14 protein-coding genes and 1 tRNA gene are annotated in these 14,192 nt (G+C 50.2%); 11 read left to right on the top strand and 4 right to left on the bottom strand.

Annotation, left to right across the window (positions count from 1 at the left end; all coding sequences use genetic code 11):
• The first annotated feature begins 197 nt into the window (after nt 1-197).
• The 4 genes from H8730_RS06745 (at nt 198) to H8730_RS06730 (ending at nt 4,737) form a co-directional block, all read left to right on the top strand.
• Nucleotides 198-270 (top strand) — tRNA-Thr (locus H8730_RS06745).
• Nucleotides 271-576: 306 nt separating this feature from the next.
• Nucleotides 577-1,974 carry a glucuronate isomerase gene (uxaC, locus tag H8730_RS06740; protein WP_177714863.1) on the top strand — a complete coding sequence of 466 codons (1,398 nt, stop codon included), beginning with the start codon at nt 577-579 and terminating at the stop codon, nt 1,972-1,974.
• A gap of 243 nt (nt 1,975-2,217) precedes the next feature.
• On the top strand, nt 2,218-3,222 hold the full coding sequence (locus tag H8730_RS06735; RefSeq protein WP_177714862.1) for a pseudouridine synthase: 1,005 nt from the start codon (nt 2,218-2,220) through the stop codon (nt 3,220-3,222).
• Nucleotides 3,223-3,243: 21 nt separating this feature from the next.
• A complete protein-coding gene (locus tag H8730_RS06730; protein ID WP_177714860.1) occupies nt 3,244-4,737 on the top strand; it encodes an aminoacyl-histidine dipeptidase in 1,494 nt (497 codons plus the stop codon).
• Nucleotides 4,738-4,800: 63 nt separating this feature from the next.
• Here the strand turns inward: H8730_RS06730 and tyrS are convergent, their stop codons facing one another.
• The 3 genes from tyrS to H8730_RS06715 form a co-directional block, all read right to left on the bottom strand.
• On the bottom strand, nt 4,801-6,030 hold the full coding sequence (gene tyrS, locus H8730_RS06725; protein WP_177714858.1) for a tyrosine--tRNA ligase: 1,230 nt from the start codon (nt 6,028-6,030) through the stop codon (nt 4,801-4,803).
• A gap of 197 nt (nt 6,031-6,227) precedes the next feature.
• Nucleotides 6,228-6,641, bottom strand: a complete 414-nt coding sequence (locus H8730_RS06720; RefSeq protein ID WP_177714856.1) for a twitching motility protein PilT — start codon at nt 6,639-6,641, stop codon at nt 6,228-6,230.
• A gap of 246 nt (nt 6,642-6,887) precedes the next feature.
• Complete coding sequence (locus H8730_RS06715; protein WP_177714854.1) at nt 6,888-7,103, bottom strand: DUF378 domain-containing protein; 216 nt, start codon at nt 7,101-7,103, stop codon at nt 6,888-6,890.
• Between the two features lie 109 nt (nt 7,104-7,212).
• Here H8730_RS06715 and mnmL point away from each other — a divergent pair, with 109 nt between their 5' ends.
• From mnmL to rnfB, 7 genes are all read left to right on the top strand, one after another.
• A complete protein-coding gene (gene mnmL / locus H8730_RS06710; protein WP_177714852.1) occupies nt 7,213-8,133 on the top strand; it encodes a tRNA modification radical SAM protein MnmL/YtqA in 921 nt (306 codons plus the stop codon).
• A gap of 162 nt (nt 8,134-8,295) precedes the next feature.
• Nucleotides 8,296-9,639, top strand: a complete 1,344-nt coding sequence (gene rsxC / locus H8730_RS06705) for an electron transport complex subunit RsxC (RefSeq protein WP_177713673.1) — start codon at nt 8,296-8,298, stop codon at nt 9,637-9,639.
• Nucleotides 9,640-9,652: 13 nt separating this feature from the next.
• Nucleotides 9,653-10,585: an RnfABCDGE type electron transport complex subunit D gene (locus tag H8730_RS06700; protein ID WP_177713674.1), complete on the top strand. Its 933-nt coding sequence runs from the start codon at nt 9,653-9,655 to the stop codon at nt 10,583-10,585.
• Nucleotides 10,575-11,180, top strand: a complete 606-nt coding sequence (locus H8730_RS06695; RefSeq protein ID WP_249289593.1) for an RnfABCDGE type electron transport complex subunit G — start codon at nt 10,575-10,577, stop codon at nt 11,178-11,180. The genes H8730_RS06700 and H8730_RS06695 overlap by 11 nt, the downstream gene beginning before the upstream one ends.
• Nucleotides 11,181-11,816, top strand: a complete 636-nt coding sequence (gene rsxE / locus H8730_RS06690; RefSeq protein ID WP_177713675.1) for an electron transport complex subunit RsxE — start codon at nt 11,181-11,183, stop codon at nt 11,814-11,816.
• 3 nt (nt 11,817-11,819) lie between these two features.
• Nucleotides 11,820-12,395, top strand: a complete 576-nt coding sequence (gene rsxA, locus H8730_RS06685) for an electron transport complex subunit RsxA (RefSeq protein WP_177713676.1) — start codon at nt 11,820-11,822, stop codon at nt 12,393-12,395.
• 15 nt (nt 12,396-12,410) lie between these two features.
• Nucleotides 12,411-13,205: an RnfABCDGE type electron transport complex subunit B gene (gene rnfB / locus H8730_RS06680; protein ID WP_177713677.1), complete on the top strand. Its 795-nt coding sequence runs from the start codon at nt 12,411-12,413 to the stop codon at nt 13,203-13,205.
• 83 nt (nt 13,206-13,288) lie between these two features.
• Here rnfB and H8730_RS06675 read toward each other — a convergent pair whose 3' ends face one another.
• Nucleotides 13,289-14,176 (bottom strand): AraC family transcriptional regulator, encoded by an 888-nt coding sequence (locus H8730_RS06675; RefSeq protein WP_177713678.1) that lies wholly within the window; start codon nt 14,174-14,176, stop codon nt 13,289-13,291.
• Nucleotides 14,177-14,192: the final 16 nt, after the last annotated feature.

Genomic DNA, 14,192 nt, shown 5'->3' with positions numbered 1-14,192 from the left:
GCCATATGTGTGGCCTCCTTTCTGAGAAATAATTTCCCAGATTCAATTCAACCACAAATGACGTATCAAAGTAAATCCCATTTTAAATCCCACTGTGGCACTTACTTTGGGAATTTACAGAATCGATTTTCCATTCAAGGAAAATAAAAAAACTCTTGACATTCTAAAAAAAATGTAATATCATATATCTTGCTTGTGCTTCCGTGGCTCAGTCGGTAGAGCGATTGATTCGTAATCAATAGGTCACCGGTTCGAATCCGGTCGGGAGCTTCTGGCGATGAGAAGGCGAATCTACTTTGGCGGGAGATTCGCCTTCTTTATTATAATTATTAGGAAAGTCCGCTGCGAGGCGGAAAGGCAGCACTCGCTGCAGCCCCCTCGCGAGTGCAACTTGCATAAGTTGCTGCGTTTCTTGCATAGCTTGCCATCGTCCGCACAATACCTTGCAATTGCTAAGTTTCATGGTATACTAAAACAATAGCATAACACCTAAACAACAAGATGGATAAAGACCTGGCTGGCTGCCAGGGACTATAACCATAAATATATTGAAGTAGAATGGAGAGGTGTACAACGATGGAAACATTTATGGGTCCTGATTTTTTGCTCAAAACCCCAACAGCAAGAAGACTGTACCATGAATATGCGGAGAAGCTGCCGATCTATGATTACCATTGTCATATCAACCCTCAAGAGATCTGGGAAAATAAACGCTATGAGAATATAACCCAGGTGTGGCTGTATGGCGATCACTATAAATGGCGAATCATGAGAGCAATGGGGATCGATGAAAAGTATATTACAGGGGATGCGTCCGACTATGACAAGTTTGTGGCCTACGCCAAGGCGCTGTCCTATGCCATCGGCAATCCGCTGTATCACTGGTCCCATCTGGAGCTCAAACGGTACTTTGGCATCGAAGAGACGCTGTCGGAGAAAACCGCTCCCGTGATCTGGGAGAAAGCCAACGCAGCGCTTCAAAACTTAAGCTGCCGGGATTTGATTGCCATGTCCAATGTGGATCTGATCGCGACCACGGATGAACCCATCAGCAATCTGGAATATCATCAGAAGATCCGGCAGGAGGGAGCGCTCCACGCGAAAGTCGTCCCAGCTTTCCGTCCTGACAAGATTGTAGAACTGACGAATGCTGGATTTGCGGAGTATATTGCATCGCTGTCGGATGTGTGTCAGATGCCGGTCTCGAACTTGGCGGAGCTAAAACAGGCATTGCTTGCGCGAATCGCGTATTTCCATGAAAATGGAGGCCGGATCGCGGACCACGGGTTGGACTATGCACCTTATGCCGAAGCTTCGGCGGAGACGGTGGATGGGATTTTCCAAAGAGCTCTGCGGGGGGAAGTTCTGACGAATGCGGAACGGGATCAATACCGGACGCATCTCCTGGTGTTCTTTGGGGAGGAATACGCCACGCGCGGTTGGGTCATGCAGCTGCATATGGCCGCGATTCGCAATAACAACAGCAAGCTATTCCAGGATAAGGGACCGGACGTGGGAAATGATGCCATTCTGGATGTCCATCTGGCCGCCGGCCTTGCGGGGCTTATGGATGCCATGGCGAAGGACGGCGCGCTGCCAAAGACGATCCTATATAGCTTGAATCCAAACCACAACTATTCGCTGTTGACCATCGGCGGCTGTTTTGCAGGGGAGATTCCGGGAAAGATACAGTTGGGCTCTGCCTGGTGGTTCAATGATCATATCGACGGTATGCGCGAGCAGATGCGGACGGTCGCCAATGTGGGGGTTTTGGGAAAGTTTATCGGTATGCTGACAGACTCCCGCAGCTTCCTCTCCTATTTCCGACACGAATATTTCCGCCGGCTAGTCTGCGATTTAGTAGGCGATTGGGTTGAGAATGGCGAGTATCCGGACGATGAGGAGATGCTAAAAGAAATCGTCGAGGGCATCTGCTATCGGAATGCAGTCGAATATTTTGGGATTGCGCTGTAGAGTATTGGCAAGTTGAACAGACTATGATAGGGACGAGTAGGAGGAATTTTCCGGTTTAGCGCTGCTAACCGTGAAATAAGCCTCATATTCGTCCTTTATTATGCAATTTTGATGATAAAAATTGAAAAAATCGACGAAAAAAAGCAAAAAATTTTCCTATGCAGATTGACGGAAATCTCTTGAAGGATTTCATAAAATGGAGTACAATAGAAAAAGGGTAATTTTGATCATAGGAGGTACCGCATGCAGAAGAGAATTGTCTCTTCCCAGGAGGAGGGGCGCAGTCTCGGGCGATACTTGGAGAAACAGTTGCCCCGAGCTCCTAAGAGCCTTCTGTATAAGCTGTTAAGGACAAAGGCGGTCAAGGTAAACGGAAAACGAGTTCAGGATCCGAAATACTCCCTTTCCTCCGGCGATCAGGTAGAGATCTACCTGGCAGATGCTCGAATCGCGGAGCTTCAGGCATCGGACAGGACCTTGTACAATTCAGAACAAATCCTGAAGGGGATGTCCAAAGTACAAGTTTTATATGACGACGAGAATCTTACGATTTTTAACAAGCCAGCAGGCATGCTTTCGCAAAAGGATAGGGCAGACGCTATCTCTCTGACGGAGATCGGCGCCGCCATCATACGGCAAAACCAGGAAGATCTTGGCGGTTTCTGTCCAGGGGTGTGCAATCGTCTGGACAGAAATACAAGCGGCGCTGTCATTATGGCAAAGACGGTGCGCGCCGCACAGGCGGTCAATGAGATGATCCAGGAGGGAAAGATCCATAAATTTTATCTAGCCATCGTGGTCGGGGAGTGCGGCTGGAAAGATTCCAAACTGTTGACGCACTATTGGCGTAAGGACTCAAAGCGCAATACGGTTACGGTGTCCGACTTGCCAACGGGACTGCCGGATGAGGCGGTGGTACAATGCCGATGCCATGTGGAGCGGTGCTCGGAAGACCATACCCTATCACTTTTGCGTATCGAGCTGATCACCGGAAAAGGTCATCAGATTCGGGCGCAATTGGCGCACATGGGATATCCGATTCTTGGCGATCCCAAATATGGGGCTTCCATTGGGGGTTCCTCCATATCGGCCAGATTCCTTTCCGATTCCTCGCGGTCAGCCCAGATGCTTCACGCGCATCAGCTACACTTTACGGAGTGTCCACCACTGTTATCCGCCATGGAGGATGCCGTGGTGACGGCGCCACCGCCACAGGTCATGGATACAGTGCTAGCCGCATTTCATTGATTCAGAAAAGAGGTGGAGAAAATGTTTGAAGATATCCAATATAAAGAGATTTTTCAATTTTTTCAGGAGATTTCTCAAATCCCACACGGCTCCGGCAATGAGGAAGAACTGAGCAACTACGTAAAGGCTTTTGCTGAAGGACTGTCACTGGAGGTATATCAGGATGCCGCCTACAACCTATTGATTCGAAAACCTGGCTCTGCCGGAAGGGAGGCTGAGCCCTCGCTCTTGATACAGGGCCATTTGGACATGGTTTGTGAGAAGGATCATGGGAGTCCACATAATTTTGAGACAGATCCCATCGCCTTGAAGCTGGACGGCGATTGGCTTTTTGCCGATAGAACGACGCTGGGAGGGGACGATGGCATCGCGGTGGCTTACGCCATGGCCTTGATGAGCGATACAACCCATTCTTTGCCGCCGCTGGAGATCCTTCTCACCACAGGGGAGGAGACGGGCCTTCTCGGAGCAAACTACTTTGATACATCGCAAATCCGTTCAAAACGCATGATCAACCTGGATTCAGAAAAAGAAGGAACGGTGTTGATCAGCAGCGCAGGGGGAGCAAAGCTTCAGTTTCACACCCGTCTGACCCGTTCTGTGCAGCCGGACGGCTACATTCCCGTCACGGTGAGAATCTATGGGCTGAAGGGCGGACATTCCGGCGAGGATATCAATAAGAAGCGCGGGAATGCCAATAAATTGATGAGCCGGTATCTGTTTGGGTGGTACAACCACTGTCCCAATACCAGGCTCGTCTCCATCGATGGCGGCGTAAAGGACAATGCGATTCCCAGGGAATGTACTGCGAAGCTGTGGGTGCCGGGGGATCTGTCGGAGGAAGTGGAGCGCGGCTGTTGGTGGTTTGGAGAGGACTTGGCAAAGGAATTTGGCGGCACCGATTCCCAGGCCAAGATCGCGCTGGAATGGGCGGACATTGCCAGAGATCCGGAAGGCTGGTCGCTGGAGCCGTGCAGCAATGAGGATACGGGGCGGATCTTGAGCTTTTTGAATTTGGCGCCTGACGGAGTTCAGAATATGAGCCATGTCATTGAGGGGTTGGTGGAAACCTCCTGCAATTTGGGTATCCTTCGAACTGACGAGGACATCTGGACGGGAGTGGTGTCACTCCGGGGATCTCAGCGGGATCAGCTGCTGGCCATGAAAGAAAAATTCTATATTCTCTCGGGCATGAATCAGATTGAAATGCAGGTCTTCAGCGAATATCCCGGATGGGAATATCGGGAGGAGTCGGCGCTTCGTCAGCGCTACTGTGCGGTCTATCAGCGCTTATTTGGAAAAGAAGCGGGGATGGAGGCGATCCATGCCGGCCTGGAATGTGGAATCTTTGCGAAGGCGATTCCCGATCTGGATATCATCTCCATCGGGCCGGATATCGTCGATATCCATTCCCCCAGCGAGCGCATGAGCGTCTCGTCGGTTCAGCGGACATGGGAGCTTTTGTTGGCAATGCTGGAACAGGAGGAGAGTGCAACCGTCGTCGAGCGCACGTAAAAGAAAGGTCCGTCATCCCATGGCGAAGGCATGGGAGAACGGACCTTTTCCATCGGAAGAGGTTTACTGGAGCGTAACTTTGTGATACACTTTTTTCCCTTTTTGGAGAAGGAGGGTGCGATCCTGGTCAAATAAGGACAGTGAGACCGGCATGTCGATGGACTCAATTTTCTGCCCAGCGGCCTTGACGCCGCCCTGGGAGATGAGGCGCCGTCCCTCGGATCGGGTGGCGGCCAATCCGGTTTTAACCAGCAGTCCGATGATATCGAGATCATTCAGCTCTGCCTCTGTCAGCGCAGTTGCCGGCATTGCACTGTCGTCAGCGCCGGCTCCCATAAACAGGCTCTTCGCCGCCGCCTGAGCCTTATCCGCTTCCTCCTTTCCATGGACGATTTTGGTGATTTCGTATGCCAAAACTTCCTTTGCCGTGTTAATCTGAGAATCTTGTAGATTGCTGAGCCTGTGAACTTCCTCCATGGGAAGAAAAGTCAAGAGCCCCAGACATTTTCCTACGTTGGCATCCTCGACGTTGCGCCAATACTGATAGAAATCGTAGGGGGACGTCTTGTCAGGATCGAGCCAGAGCGCGCCTTTTTCGGTTTTTCCCATTTTTTTGCCTTCGCTGGTGGTCAGCAGGGTGAAGGTCAGGCCGTATGCCGGTTTATTGAGCTTGCGGCGGATCAGCTCAACACCGCCTATAATGTTGGACCACTGGTCATTTCCGCCGAGTTGGAGGCAGCATCCATATTTTTCCTGCAACACGTAGAAATCGTAGGACTGCATCAACATATAGTTAAACTCAAGAAATGTCAATCCCTTCTCCATCCGCGCTTTGTAGCATTCCGCCGTGAGCATCCGGTTTACGGAGAAGTGAACGCCGACCTCCCGCAAGAAGGTGACATAGTTTAAATCCAACAGCCAATCCGCATTGTTCTCCAGGATCGCCTTTCCATCTGAAAAATCAATATACTTAGACAATTGCTGTTTGAAATGCATGGCATTGTCGTCTACCTGCTCACGAGTCAGCATTTTGCGCATGTCGCTTTTGCCCGTGGGATCTCCGATCAGCGTGGTTCCACCTCCCAGCAGTGCGATGGGGCGATGCCCCGCCTGCTGCATATGCATCATGGCCATGACCGTCAGAAAATGTCCCGCTGTAAGACTGTCAGCTGTAGCGTCAAACCCGATGTAGAATGTGGTGGGCCCTTGCCCCAGCACCTCACGAATCTCCTCCGGGTGAGTCGCCTGCTGGATAAAGCCGCGCTCCTCTAAGATATCGTATACGTTTTTCACTTTTGTTTCCTCCCGTTTTTCAACAAAATCGCGGTTTTCCCGCGCACAGTCTGGTCGGCACCGCTTATGCTTTATAGTAGCATAGTTTGCGGCATTTCGCAAGCGTTATCAGGGCGAAACCGAGGAAAACGCATTTTTACAGGCTAAAATCCCCGAAGCGGGAACCACTTCGGGGACATGATGGATGACAACCCTAACTACGAGACGAGATATTGCTGTACGGAATCAGGCAGTTCTTCCGGTGCACAGCACATGCTGATGACAAAATTGACGTTGTATCTGGTGGCGACCATATCCACTTTATGTAAAAGCGCGTCCACCTTGTCGGGATTCACCTTTGCATTTTTTAGGAGACCGTCGATAAAGACTGTCGCAATGTCATAGTCCTGGGATAAGATCCCGCAAACAAATCCAAAGAATTCCGATGTCGACTCCAAGGGATACTCATCTGGCTTGATAAGCCGGATCTGATGGCTTAAATGATAGATGTGGCTGTTATCCGCATCCACATATACGATATGTCCATCCGTCACCTTGGTTAGGTCGTTTGCCATGTCGATAAGATTCTTGGTCTTACCGGCGCCTTCCCTGCCTGCAATGATTTGAATCATGTCAATCTCCTCCTATCGATTTGTAGGGTTATGATGTGAACTTACGGCTGGTTCAAACACCGAACGTATCCGTACTTACTAATATACATTCGTCAAGGTTTCTAAATTTCCTTTTTTATTTCTAAAAATATTTGACGTTTTTTATCCTAAAGAAAAATCCGCCGTGAGGCGGACATGAAAGCGAAAATTCTTTCACAGTAAGAAAAGTCCTTGGTTAAAGTAACCCAAGGACTTTCCATTGGTTCGTTAATTGTTGCGGTCTGCAGGAATGCGAATACGCCCAAAGAGGCTGATACAGTACAAGCCGGCCAAACCAACCAAAGCATAGATGACGCGCGCAACCCAATTGAAACCAAAGATAGCTTCGACGAGGTTAAAATTGAAAAATCCAATCAACCCCCAATTGACAGCGCCGATGATAACCAGTATCAGACAGATTACATCAAATGGCTTCGTGTTCATGAAATGGTTCCTCCTTCTGAAAGTACTTGCCTTTCATAAATAGGATTACACATAGATTCGATTTTATACCTTTGAAAAACGTATTCATTTGAAGAAAGGGGAAATTTCTATGCAGATCTACTACCGCTATTCCGATTTTCTCAAAAAAAAATATGGAGAAAAAGTATATAAACTTCCTGTCAATGTCCCCGGAACGTGCCCAAATCGAGATGGAACCATCAGCACAGGCGGCTGCACTTTCTGTGGCGAACAGGGCGCTGGCCATGAGGCGCTGAGTTCGTCCATTCCTATCGAAGAGCAGCTACAATTGGAAAAATCCATAATCACTGAGCGATACAAGGCCAAGAAATTTATCGCATATTTTCAAAATTATACAGGGACGTATCGGCCCTCAGTGGAACTCTATGAGATGCTGATCCAAGCATGTCAGCCTGACATTGTGGAGATCGCGGTGGCGACAAGGCCGGATTGTCTTGAGGTGCAGCATTTGGAGATCTTTCGCCGGATACAGCGTGAAAAAAATGTTGCCATCACCATTGAACTGGGATTGCAGAGCGCCAACGATGAGACGCTGCGGCGCATCAATCGAGGGCATGACACCGCATGTTACCGGCGTGCCATGGAGACAATCGCTGACTACGGGTTTTCTGTGTGTACCCATATGATTCTAAATCTTCCCTACGATCAAATGGAGGATGTGGTGGCTGGGGCTAAGCTTTTGCGGGAAACAGGCTCACAGCAGGTAAAGCTCCATTCCCTATATCTAGTGAAAGGGACGAAGATGGCGAAGGATTTTGAAAACGGCTGTTTGGAAATGATTTCCTGTGAAGACTATATGGAGCGAGTTATGGTCTTTTTGGAGCATCTCCCTGAGGACGTGGCAGTTCAACGGCTGCTGGGGAGAGCGCCAGCGACGGATACGATTTTTGCAAATTGGGGGCGGAGCTGGTGGAGTATCCAGGACGAGATTGAGAGGAAAATGTTGGAGCAAGGGCGATACCAAGGGCGCTGTGTCGGGAAAATCCTTTAGCCAGCGAAAAAAGCTGTTAAAACCATAACGATCCTTGAACTTTTGGGTAAAATAGTTTACAATAGTACAGGTTAGACTGAGTTGGCAAACCATATGGCAGGTTTGCCACTTTCGCGTATTGATTGGTGCCCGTATGTAGACTACAATATTGGAGGTAGGAGAATGAGCCAGTTTTCTGGAGCATTGCGAACGTTTAAGGGTGGAATCCATCCTCCGGACAGCAAGAAAATTACGGAGGGGAAACCCATTGAGGATTATTTGGACCCACAGATGGATTTAGTATTTCCTATGCAGCAGCACATCGGCGCCCCTTGTAAGCCGTTGGTAAAAAAAGGAGACCGGATTCTCAGGGGCCAGTGCATCGGCGAAGCGGCGGGCTTTGTTTCTTCCCCCATCCATTCCAGCGTCTCCGGAGTGGTGAAAGATGTGAAACCCATGCTACATATTAACGGATCGAAAGTCATGTCCGTTGTGGTTGAGAACGACCATCAATATGAGGAGGCCCCGGAGCTGGCTGTTCGATATGAGTATACAGCCATGAAGCGGGAAGAGATTGTGGAGCGAATTCGCCAGGCTGGTATTGTGGGAATGGGGGGCGCCGGATTCCCGGCCCATGTGAAGCTGTCGCCGGGACCTGACAAGAAAATCGATACGATCATTGTCAACGGCGCGGAGTGCGAACCATTTCTCTCCTCCGACTACCGGGTTATGATCGAAGCCCCTGAAAAGGTGGTCGAAGGGCTCAAGATTTTGTTGACTCTGTTCCCCGAGGCCAAAGGATACATCGGAATCGAGAATAATAAGCCGAAGTCCATTGAGCTGTTGATGGATCTGACGAAGGAGATTCCAAATGTGTCCGTCGTCCCGCTTCTGACAAAATATCCCCAGGGAGGGGAGAAACAGCTCATCAACGCCGTCACGGGTAGGCAGGTTCCCTCTGGCGGGCTGCCGGCGGATGCGGGTTGTATTGTACATAATATCGATACGGTCGTGGCGATCTACTATGCCCTGGTGGAGAGCTTACCGCTGATGCGCCGGATTGTGACGGTAGCCGGTGGCGCCATCAGGGAAGCGAAGAACTTTCGTGTCCGAATCGGAACCAATATTCAGGAATTGATCCAGGCTGCCGGTGGATTTGTGACAGAGCCTTACAAGATTCTCAACGGCGGTCCGATGATGGGGATGCCGCTATATTCCACTGACGTGCCGGTGCTGAAGGGCACCTCCGCCCTATTATTTTTTAATGAAGAAGAAGCGTTCATCCCAGAGGAATCGCAATGCATACGGTGTGGAAAATGCATCGAGGCCTGTCCCATCCATCTTCTCCCCTATGAGTTGAATCATTTGGCCTTGCGCAGGGATTGGGAGGGGTTTGAGAGAATGCATGGGATGGATTGTATTGAGTGTGGATCCTGCTGTTATGTCTGTCCGGCCAAGAGGCATCTGACCCAGACGTTCAAAGCAGGAAAGCAAATTGTCGCGGCAAACCGCAAAAAGAAAGGGTAGGAGGACGAATATCATGGCGGACGATAAAGAAAAACACTTATATCATATATCCATCTCCCCCCATATTCGCGCGCCGTATTCCACGGGCTCGATCATGCGGGACGTCATCTTTTCTCTGATCCCGATTTTGATATTTGCGACACTGTACTTCGGGCCGAGAGCGCTCCTGGTTACAGTCTTAAGCGTGGCGTCAGCCGTTCTGTCGGAGTTTCTCTGGCAGAAATTGACGAAAACGCCTGTCACCATTGGAGATTACAGCGCGGCCGTGACGGGGCTTCTCTTAGCTTTCAACCTTCCGGTCGGCGTGCCGCTCTGGATTCCGGTCATCGGTTCCGCTTTCGCAATCCTGATTGTCAAACAGATGTTTGGCGGAATCGGTCAGAATTTTGTCAATCCGGCGCTGGCAGCTCGATGCTTTCTGCTGGTGGCCTGGGCTGCGCCCATGACGAATTTTACCGTCGATGGCATTACCAGCGCCACGCCGCTGGGGATCACAGACCCTGCCGGCTTGCCCTCGATTATGAGTTGCTTCCTTGGTACGATCCCCGGCTGCATCGGGGAGACGTCCGCCCTGTTGATTCTGCTGGGTGGGGGCTATCTCCTTGCCCGCAAGGTCATCGATTATATTATTCCCGTATCTTTTATTGCGACCACCGTACTGCTGACGTATCTATTCGGCGGAGACGGTTTTTATCAAATGTTTACAGGAGGTCTGATGTTGGGCGCCTTCTACATGGCCACAGATTATACCACATCTCCCATGACGAAGAAGGGCAAATGGATTATGGGGATCGGCTGCGGACTGTTGACGGCGATTATTCGCCGGTTTGGCGGGTATCCGGAGGGCGTCTCGTTTTCGATCTTGCTCATGAACCTTTGCGTTCCCCTGATCGACCGCTTTACAGTTCCTAAGATCTACGGGGAGGTGAAGAAGCATGCAAAATGATGGACACAAGATGTCCGCCATGTCCAAGGTGACAGGGCTTTTAAAGAATGATCTGGTCCGCCTGGGGGCAATCCTATTTTTGATCACGGCCATCGCTGGCTGTTGCCTTGGTTTTGTCTATGAATCCACAAAGGACGTCATCGCGGATAAGAAGGAAGAAGTCAACCAAAGGGCTTACGCAAAGGTTTTGCCAGACGCAGGTGTGCTGACGAAGCTGGAGGTCCAGCCGGACCAGAAAGCCGTCCTGGAGGTCTACAGGGCAGAGAACGGCGGTGTTGCCATGAAAGTAATGGGAACCGGGTACGGTGGCGATATGGAGATGGCAGTCGGTATCGATGCCGATGGCAATGTGACAGGGGTATCGATCATCAGCCACGGGGAGACGCCAGGGCTGGGGGCAAAGGCGACGGAGGCCGATTTTATCGACCAGTATTCCGGGAAAAATGCGAAGGAGACGCTGACCGTTGTTAAGGGGGACGCGGCGGAGAATGAGATCTCTGCCATATCGGGCGCGACGATCACATCGAGAGGCGTCACCGAGGGCGTAAATGAAGCATTACAGTATTATACAGTGTATCTGAAGGAGGGAAACTAGATGTCCACGCTGCTGTCGAACTTAAAAAAGGGAATTCTCGATGAGAATCCTACCTTTGTTCAAGTGTTAGGCATGTGTCCCACCCTAGCCGTGACCACATCGGCAATCAACGGTCTCGGCATGGGGCTGTCTGTGACCGCGGTCCTGATGGGTTCGAATCTTGTTATCTCTCTGCTTCGCAAAGTGATCCCTGATAAAATTCGAATCCCGGCTTTTGTCGTCATCATCGCCACCTTTGTCACGGTCATCGATCTTCTCCTACAAGCCTTCTTCTATGATACCTTGTATCAATCTCTCGGCCTCTATATCCCCTTGATTGTTGTCAACTGTATTATTCTTGGCCGGGCAGAGGCCTATGCCTCCAAAAATCCGCCTCTGGCGTCGGTTTTTGATGGCCTGGGCATGGGATTAGGATTCACCATTGCCTTAACCGTGTTGGGGGTCATCCGCGAACTGTTAGGCGCGGGCTCCTTTTTCGGGATGAAAATCACGCCGGCTTCCTTTCAACCTGCCGTCATTATGATCATGGCCCCAGGGGGATTCCTTGTCCTTGGAATCCTACTCGCCATCTTTAATCACCTGAGATCCCGCCGAGAGACAAAAGCAGGTGAGCGCGCTGCGGAAAAGGAGGAGTAAGGAATGCCTACATTACTGGTCATCATAGTCAGCTCTGTCTTTGTCAACAATTTTGTGTTATCCCGATTTTTAGGGATTTGCCCTTTTCTCGGCGTTTCGAAAAAGATTGAGACGGCGCTGGGAATGGGAATGGCTGTCACCTTTGTCATGACGCTGGCGTCGGCGTTTTCGTATATGGTGTATAACTGGATTTTAGTGCCAACGCAGAAAGAATATCTATACACCATCGCCTTCATTCTCGTCATCGCATCCCTGGTACAGTTTGTGGAGATGGTCATTCAAAAGGTGAGTCCTTCGCTGTATTCGGCATTGGGAGTGTATCTGCCCCTGATCACGACGAACTGTGCGGTGCTGGGTGTGGCCGTGATCAACATGCAGTCAAAGTACACCTTATTAGAGAGTGTTGTCAGCGGATTTTCTGCCGCCATTGGCTTTACCATGGGAATCGTTCTCTTTGCCGGTATCCGGGAGAGGACGCAGCATAATAAGATTCTGAAGGCGTTTGAGGGCTTTCCCATCGCGCTGATCACAGCGGGGCTGATGGCGATTGCATTTCTGGGATTTCAGGGACTGATATAGGAGGGGAGTCGCGTCATGTTTGTCAATGTATTAATCCCGATTCTTATATTGGGAGTGCTGGGATTGATTTTTGGAGTCGTCCTGGGTTTCGCCGCAAAGAAATTTGCAGTCAAGCAGGATGAACGGATCCCGCAGCTTCGCGGCTGTCTGCCAGGTGCTAACTGCGGCGGCTGTGGGTATGCCGGCTGTGATGCCTACGCCAGGGCGATTGTGGAAGATAGCGCCTCCTTGGATGCATGTCCTGTTGGCGGTGCGTCTGTATCAGCGCAGTTGGCACAGGTTATGGGAGTGGAGGTGACGCAAAAAGAGAAGATGGTTGCCTTCGTTCAGTGCAGTGGAACCTTCGATGTCGCCTATCAAAAGCTGGCCTACAGCGGCATCAAAAGTTGCATAGAGGCTTCCGTGATTCCAGGCAAAGGCCCTAAATCCTGTGAATATGGCTGTTTGGGCTTTGGATGCTGCGTTGATGTCTGCCAATTCGATGCCGTCCATGTGACGAATGGCATCGCGAAAGTTGACGAATCCAAATGTGTTGGATGCGGCGCTTGCGTGTCGGCCTGTCCCAAAAATGTTATACGGCTGATCCCACAATCCCAGAGAGTGCGGGTTGCCTGTTCTGGACAGGACCGCGGCCGGGACGTGAAGGCGCTGTGCCAGGCAGGATGTCTTGGCTGCACCTTGTGTGTCAAAACCTGTCCCTCCGGAGCCATTGCCATGGAAGGAAACGTAGCCCGCATTGATGCCTCTCTGTGTACTCAATGTGGACTTTGCATGGAGAAATGTCCGTCTAACGTCATTGCCCGGTGTTGAGGATTGTGAACGAAACTTGTGCTGAGTGTGGTAACCGGAAGATCCCGTATCTTCCGGTTTTCTGCATAGTGCCTTGACTTTTGTTATGGGTTAGGGCGAAATTCATCGTGGGCTTTCATATAGCTGGCGGGAGACAGGCCAGTCATTGTTTTGAAGAATCGGCTGAAGGCGTAGATGGACGGGAACGACAGGAGGAATGCTGTTTTTGTGACAGAGTGAGTCTGTAGGAGAAGCTCCTTAGCTGCGTTCACCCGAACGTGATGATAGTATTGAATCACCGGTATGCCGTAGGTCGCTCGAAATTTTTTGGATAGATAATATTTATCGTAATGAAATTGGAGCGCTAAAGATTCTAGGGAGATGGCATTGGCGCAGTTGTTGTCGATGTACTCTTTGATAAAACGGATATCTGACACATCCGAGGAGGCCTCATCAAGTTCCATGTCCGGCAGATTTTCTTTTAAGATATACTGCAAAAGTTGAATGAATTTCGCGCGGTAGGCCAGGGGATACAAACTCTTTTTTGACGCAAAAATGTCAAGGATATCAAAAAAAAGCCACTTAAAATAGTCTAGGTCTGGGATGTGGAGCAGAGGTGTGGACAGGGCTTCCCCCTGAAATAGATCTGGGCGGATCATCCGCAATTCCTCCGGTGTAAATCCATCCCGATTTTTGTAGGAGACATACACTTGTTCGCTGTACTCGTCATACCACATATCAAAGTGAATATGGGGCTGTGATATGGGAATGTCTCCGACGCTGTGGATCTCATGCTGCTGATTCGGACGCAGCAAAATAATGTCGGAGGGGTTACACCGATACTGGCATCCATCTACGGTAAGATCCCAGCTGCCTTGCTCCAGCAGAATCAGCTCATAGTCAAAAATAATTCGCTGCCGCAGGGTAAAGGGGACTTTAAGATTCGAGCGCATGGCCACTCGGATATAGGGAGCGATCACATTTAGATTCATCAGAAGCTTTCTTCCT

The sequence above is a fragment of the Bianquea renquensis genome (assembly GCF_014384895.1).
Lineage (GTDB): Bacteria > Bacillota > Clostridia > Lachnospirales > Bianqueaceae > Bianquea > Bianquea renquensis.
This window is presented reverse-complemented; position numbering and strand designations above follow the sequence as displayed.

What these genes read in the sequence shown, in the direction of transcription:
- rsxE (WP_177713675.1), top strand. Translation starts at nt 11,181, where the DNA reads ATGTCCACGCTGCTGTCGAACTTAAAAAAGGGAATTCTCGATGAGAAT.
- H8730_RS06735 (WP_177714862.1), top strand. Translation starts at nt 2,218, where the DNA reads ATGCAGAAGAGAATTGTCTCTTCCCAGGAGGAGGGGCGCAGTCTCGGG.
- H8730_RS06715 (WP_177714854.1), bottom strand. Translation starts at nt 7,103, where the DNA reads ATGAACACGAAGCCATTTGATGTAATCTGTCTGATACTGGTTATCATC.
- H8730_RS06730 (WP_177714860.1), top strand. Translation starts at nt 3,244, where the DNA reads ATGTTTGAAGATATCCAATATAAAGAGATTTTTCAATTTTTTCAGGAG.
- uxaC (WP_177714863.1), top strand. Translation starts at nt 577, where the DNA reads ATGGAAACATTTATGGGTCCTGATTTTTTGCTCAAAACCCCAACAGCA.
- rnfB (WP_177713677.1), top strand. Translation starts at nt 12,411, where the DNA reads ATGTTTGTCAATGTATTAATCCCGATTCTTATATTGGGAGTGCTGGGA.
- rsxC (WP_177713673.1), top strand. Translation starts at nt 8,296, where the DNA reads ATGAGCCAGTTTTCTGGAGCATTGCGAACGTTTAAGGGTGGAATCCAT.
- H8730_RS06675 (WP_177713678.1), bottom strand. Translation starts at nt 14,176, where the DNA reads ATGAATCTAAATGTGATCGCTCCCTATATCCGAGTGGCCATGCGCTCG.
- mnmL (WP_177714852.1), top strand. Translation starts at nt 7,213, where the DNA reads ATGCAGATCTACTACCGCTATTCCGATTTTCTCAAAAAAAAATATGGA.
- rsxA (WP_177713676.1), top strand. Translation starts at nt 11,820, where the DNA reads ATGCCTACATTACTGGTCATCATAGTCAGCTCTGTCTTTGTCAACAAT.
- H8730_RS06720 (WP_177714856.1), bottom strand. Translation starts at nt 6,641, where the DNA reads ATGATTCAAATCATTGCAGGCAGGGAAGGCGCCGGTAAGACCAAGAAT.
- H8730_RS06700 (WP_177713674.1), top strand. Translation starts at nt 9,653, where the DNA reads ATGGCGGACGATAAAGAAAAACACTTATATCATATATCCATCTCCCCC.
- H8730_RS06695 (WP_249289593.1), top strand. Translation starts at nt 10,575, where the DNA reads ATGCAAAATGATGGACACAAGATGTCCGCCATGTCCAAGGTGACAGGG.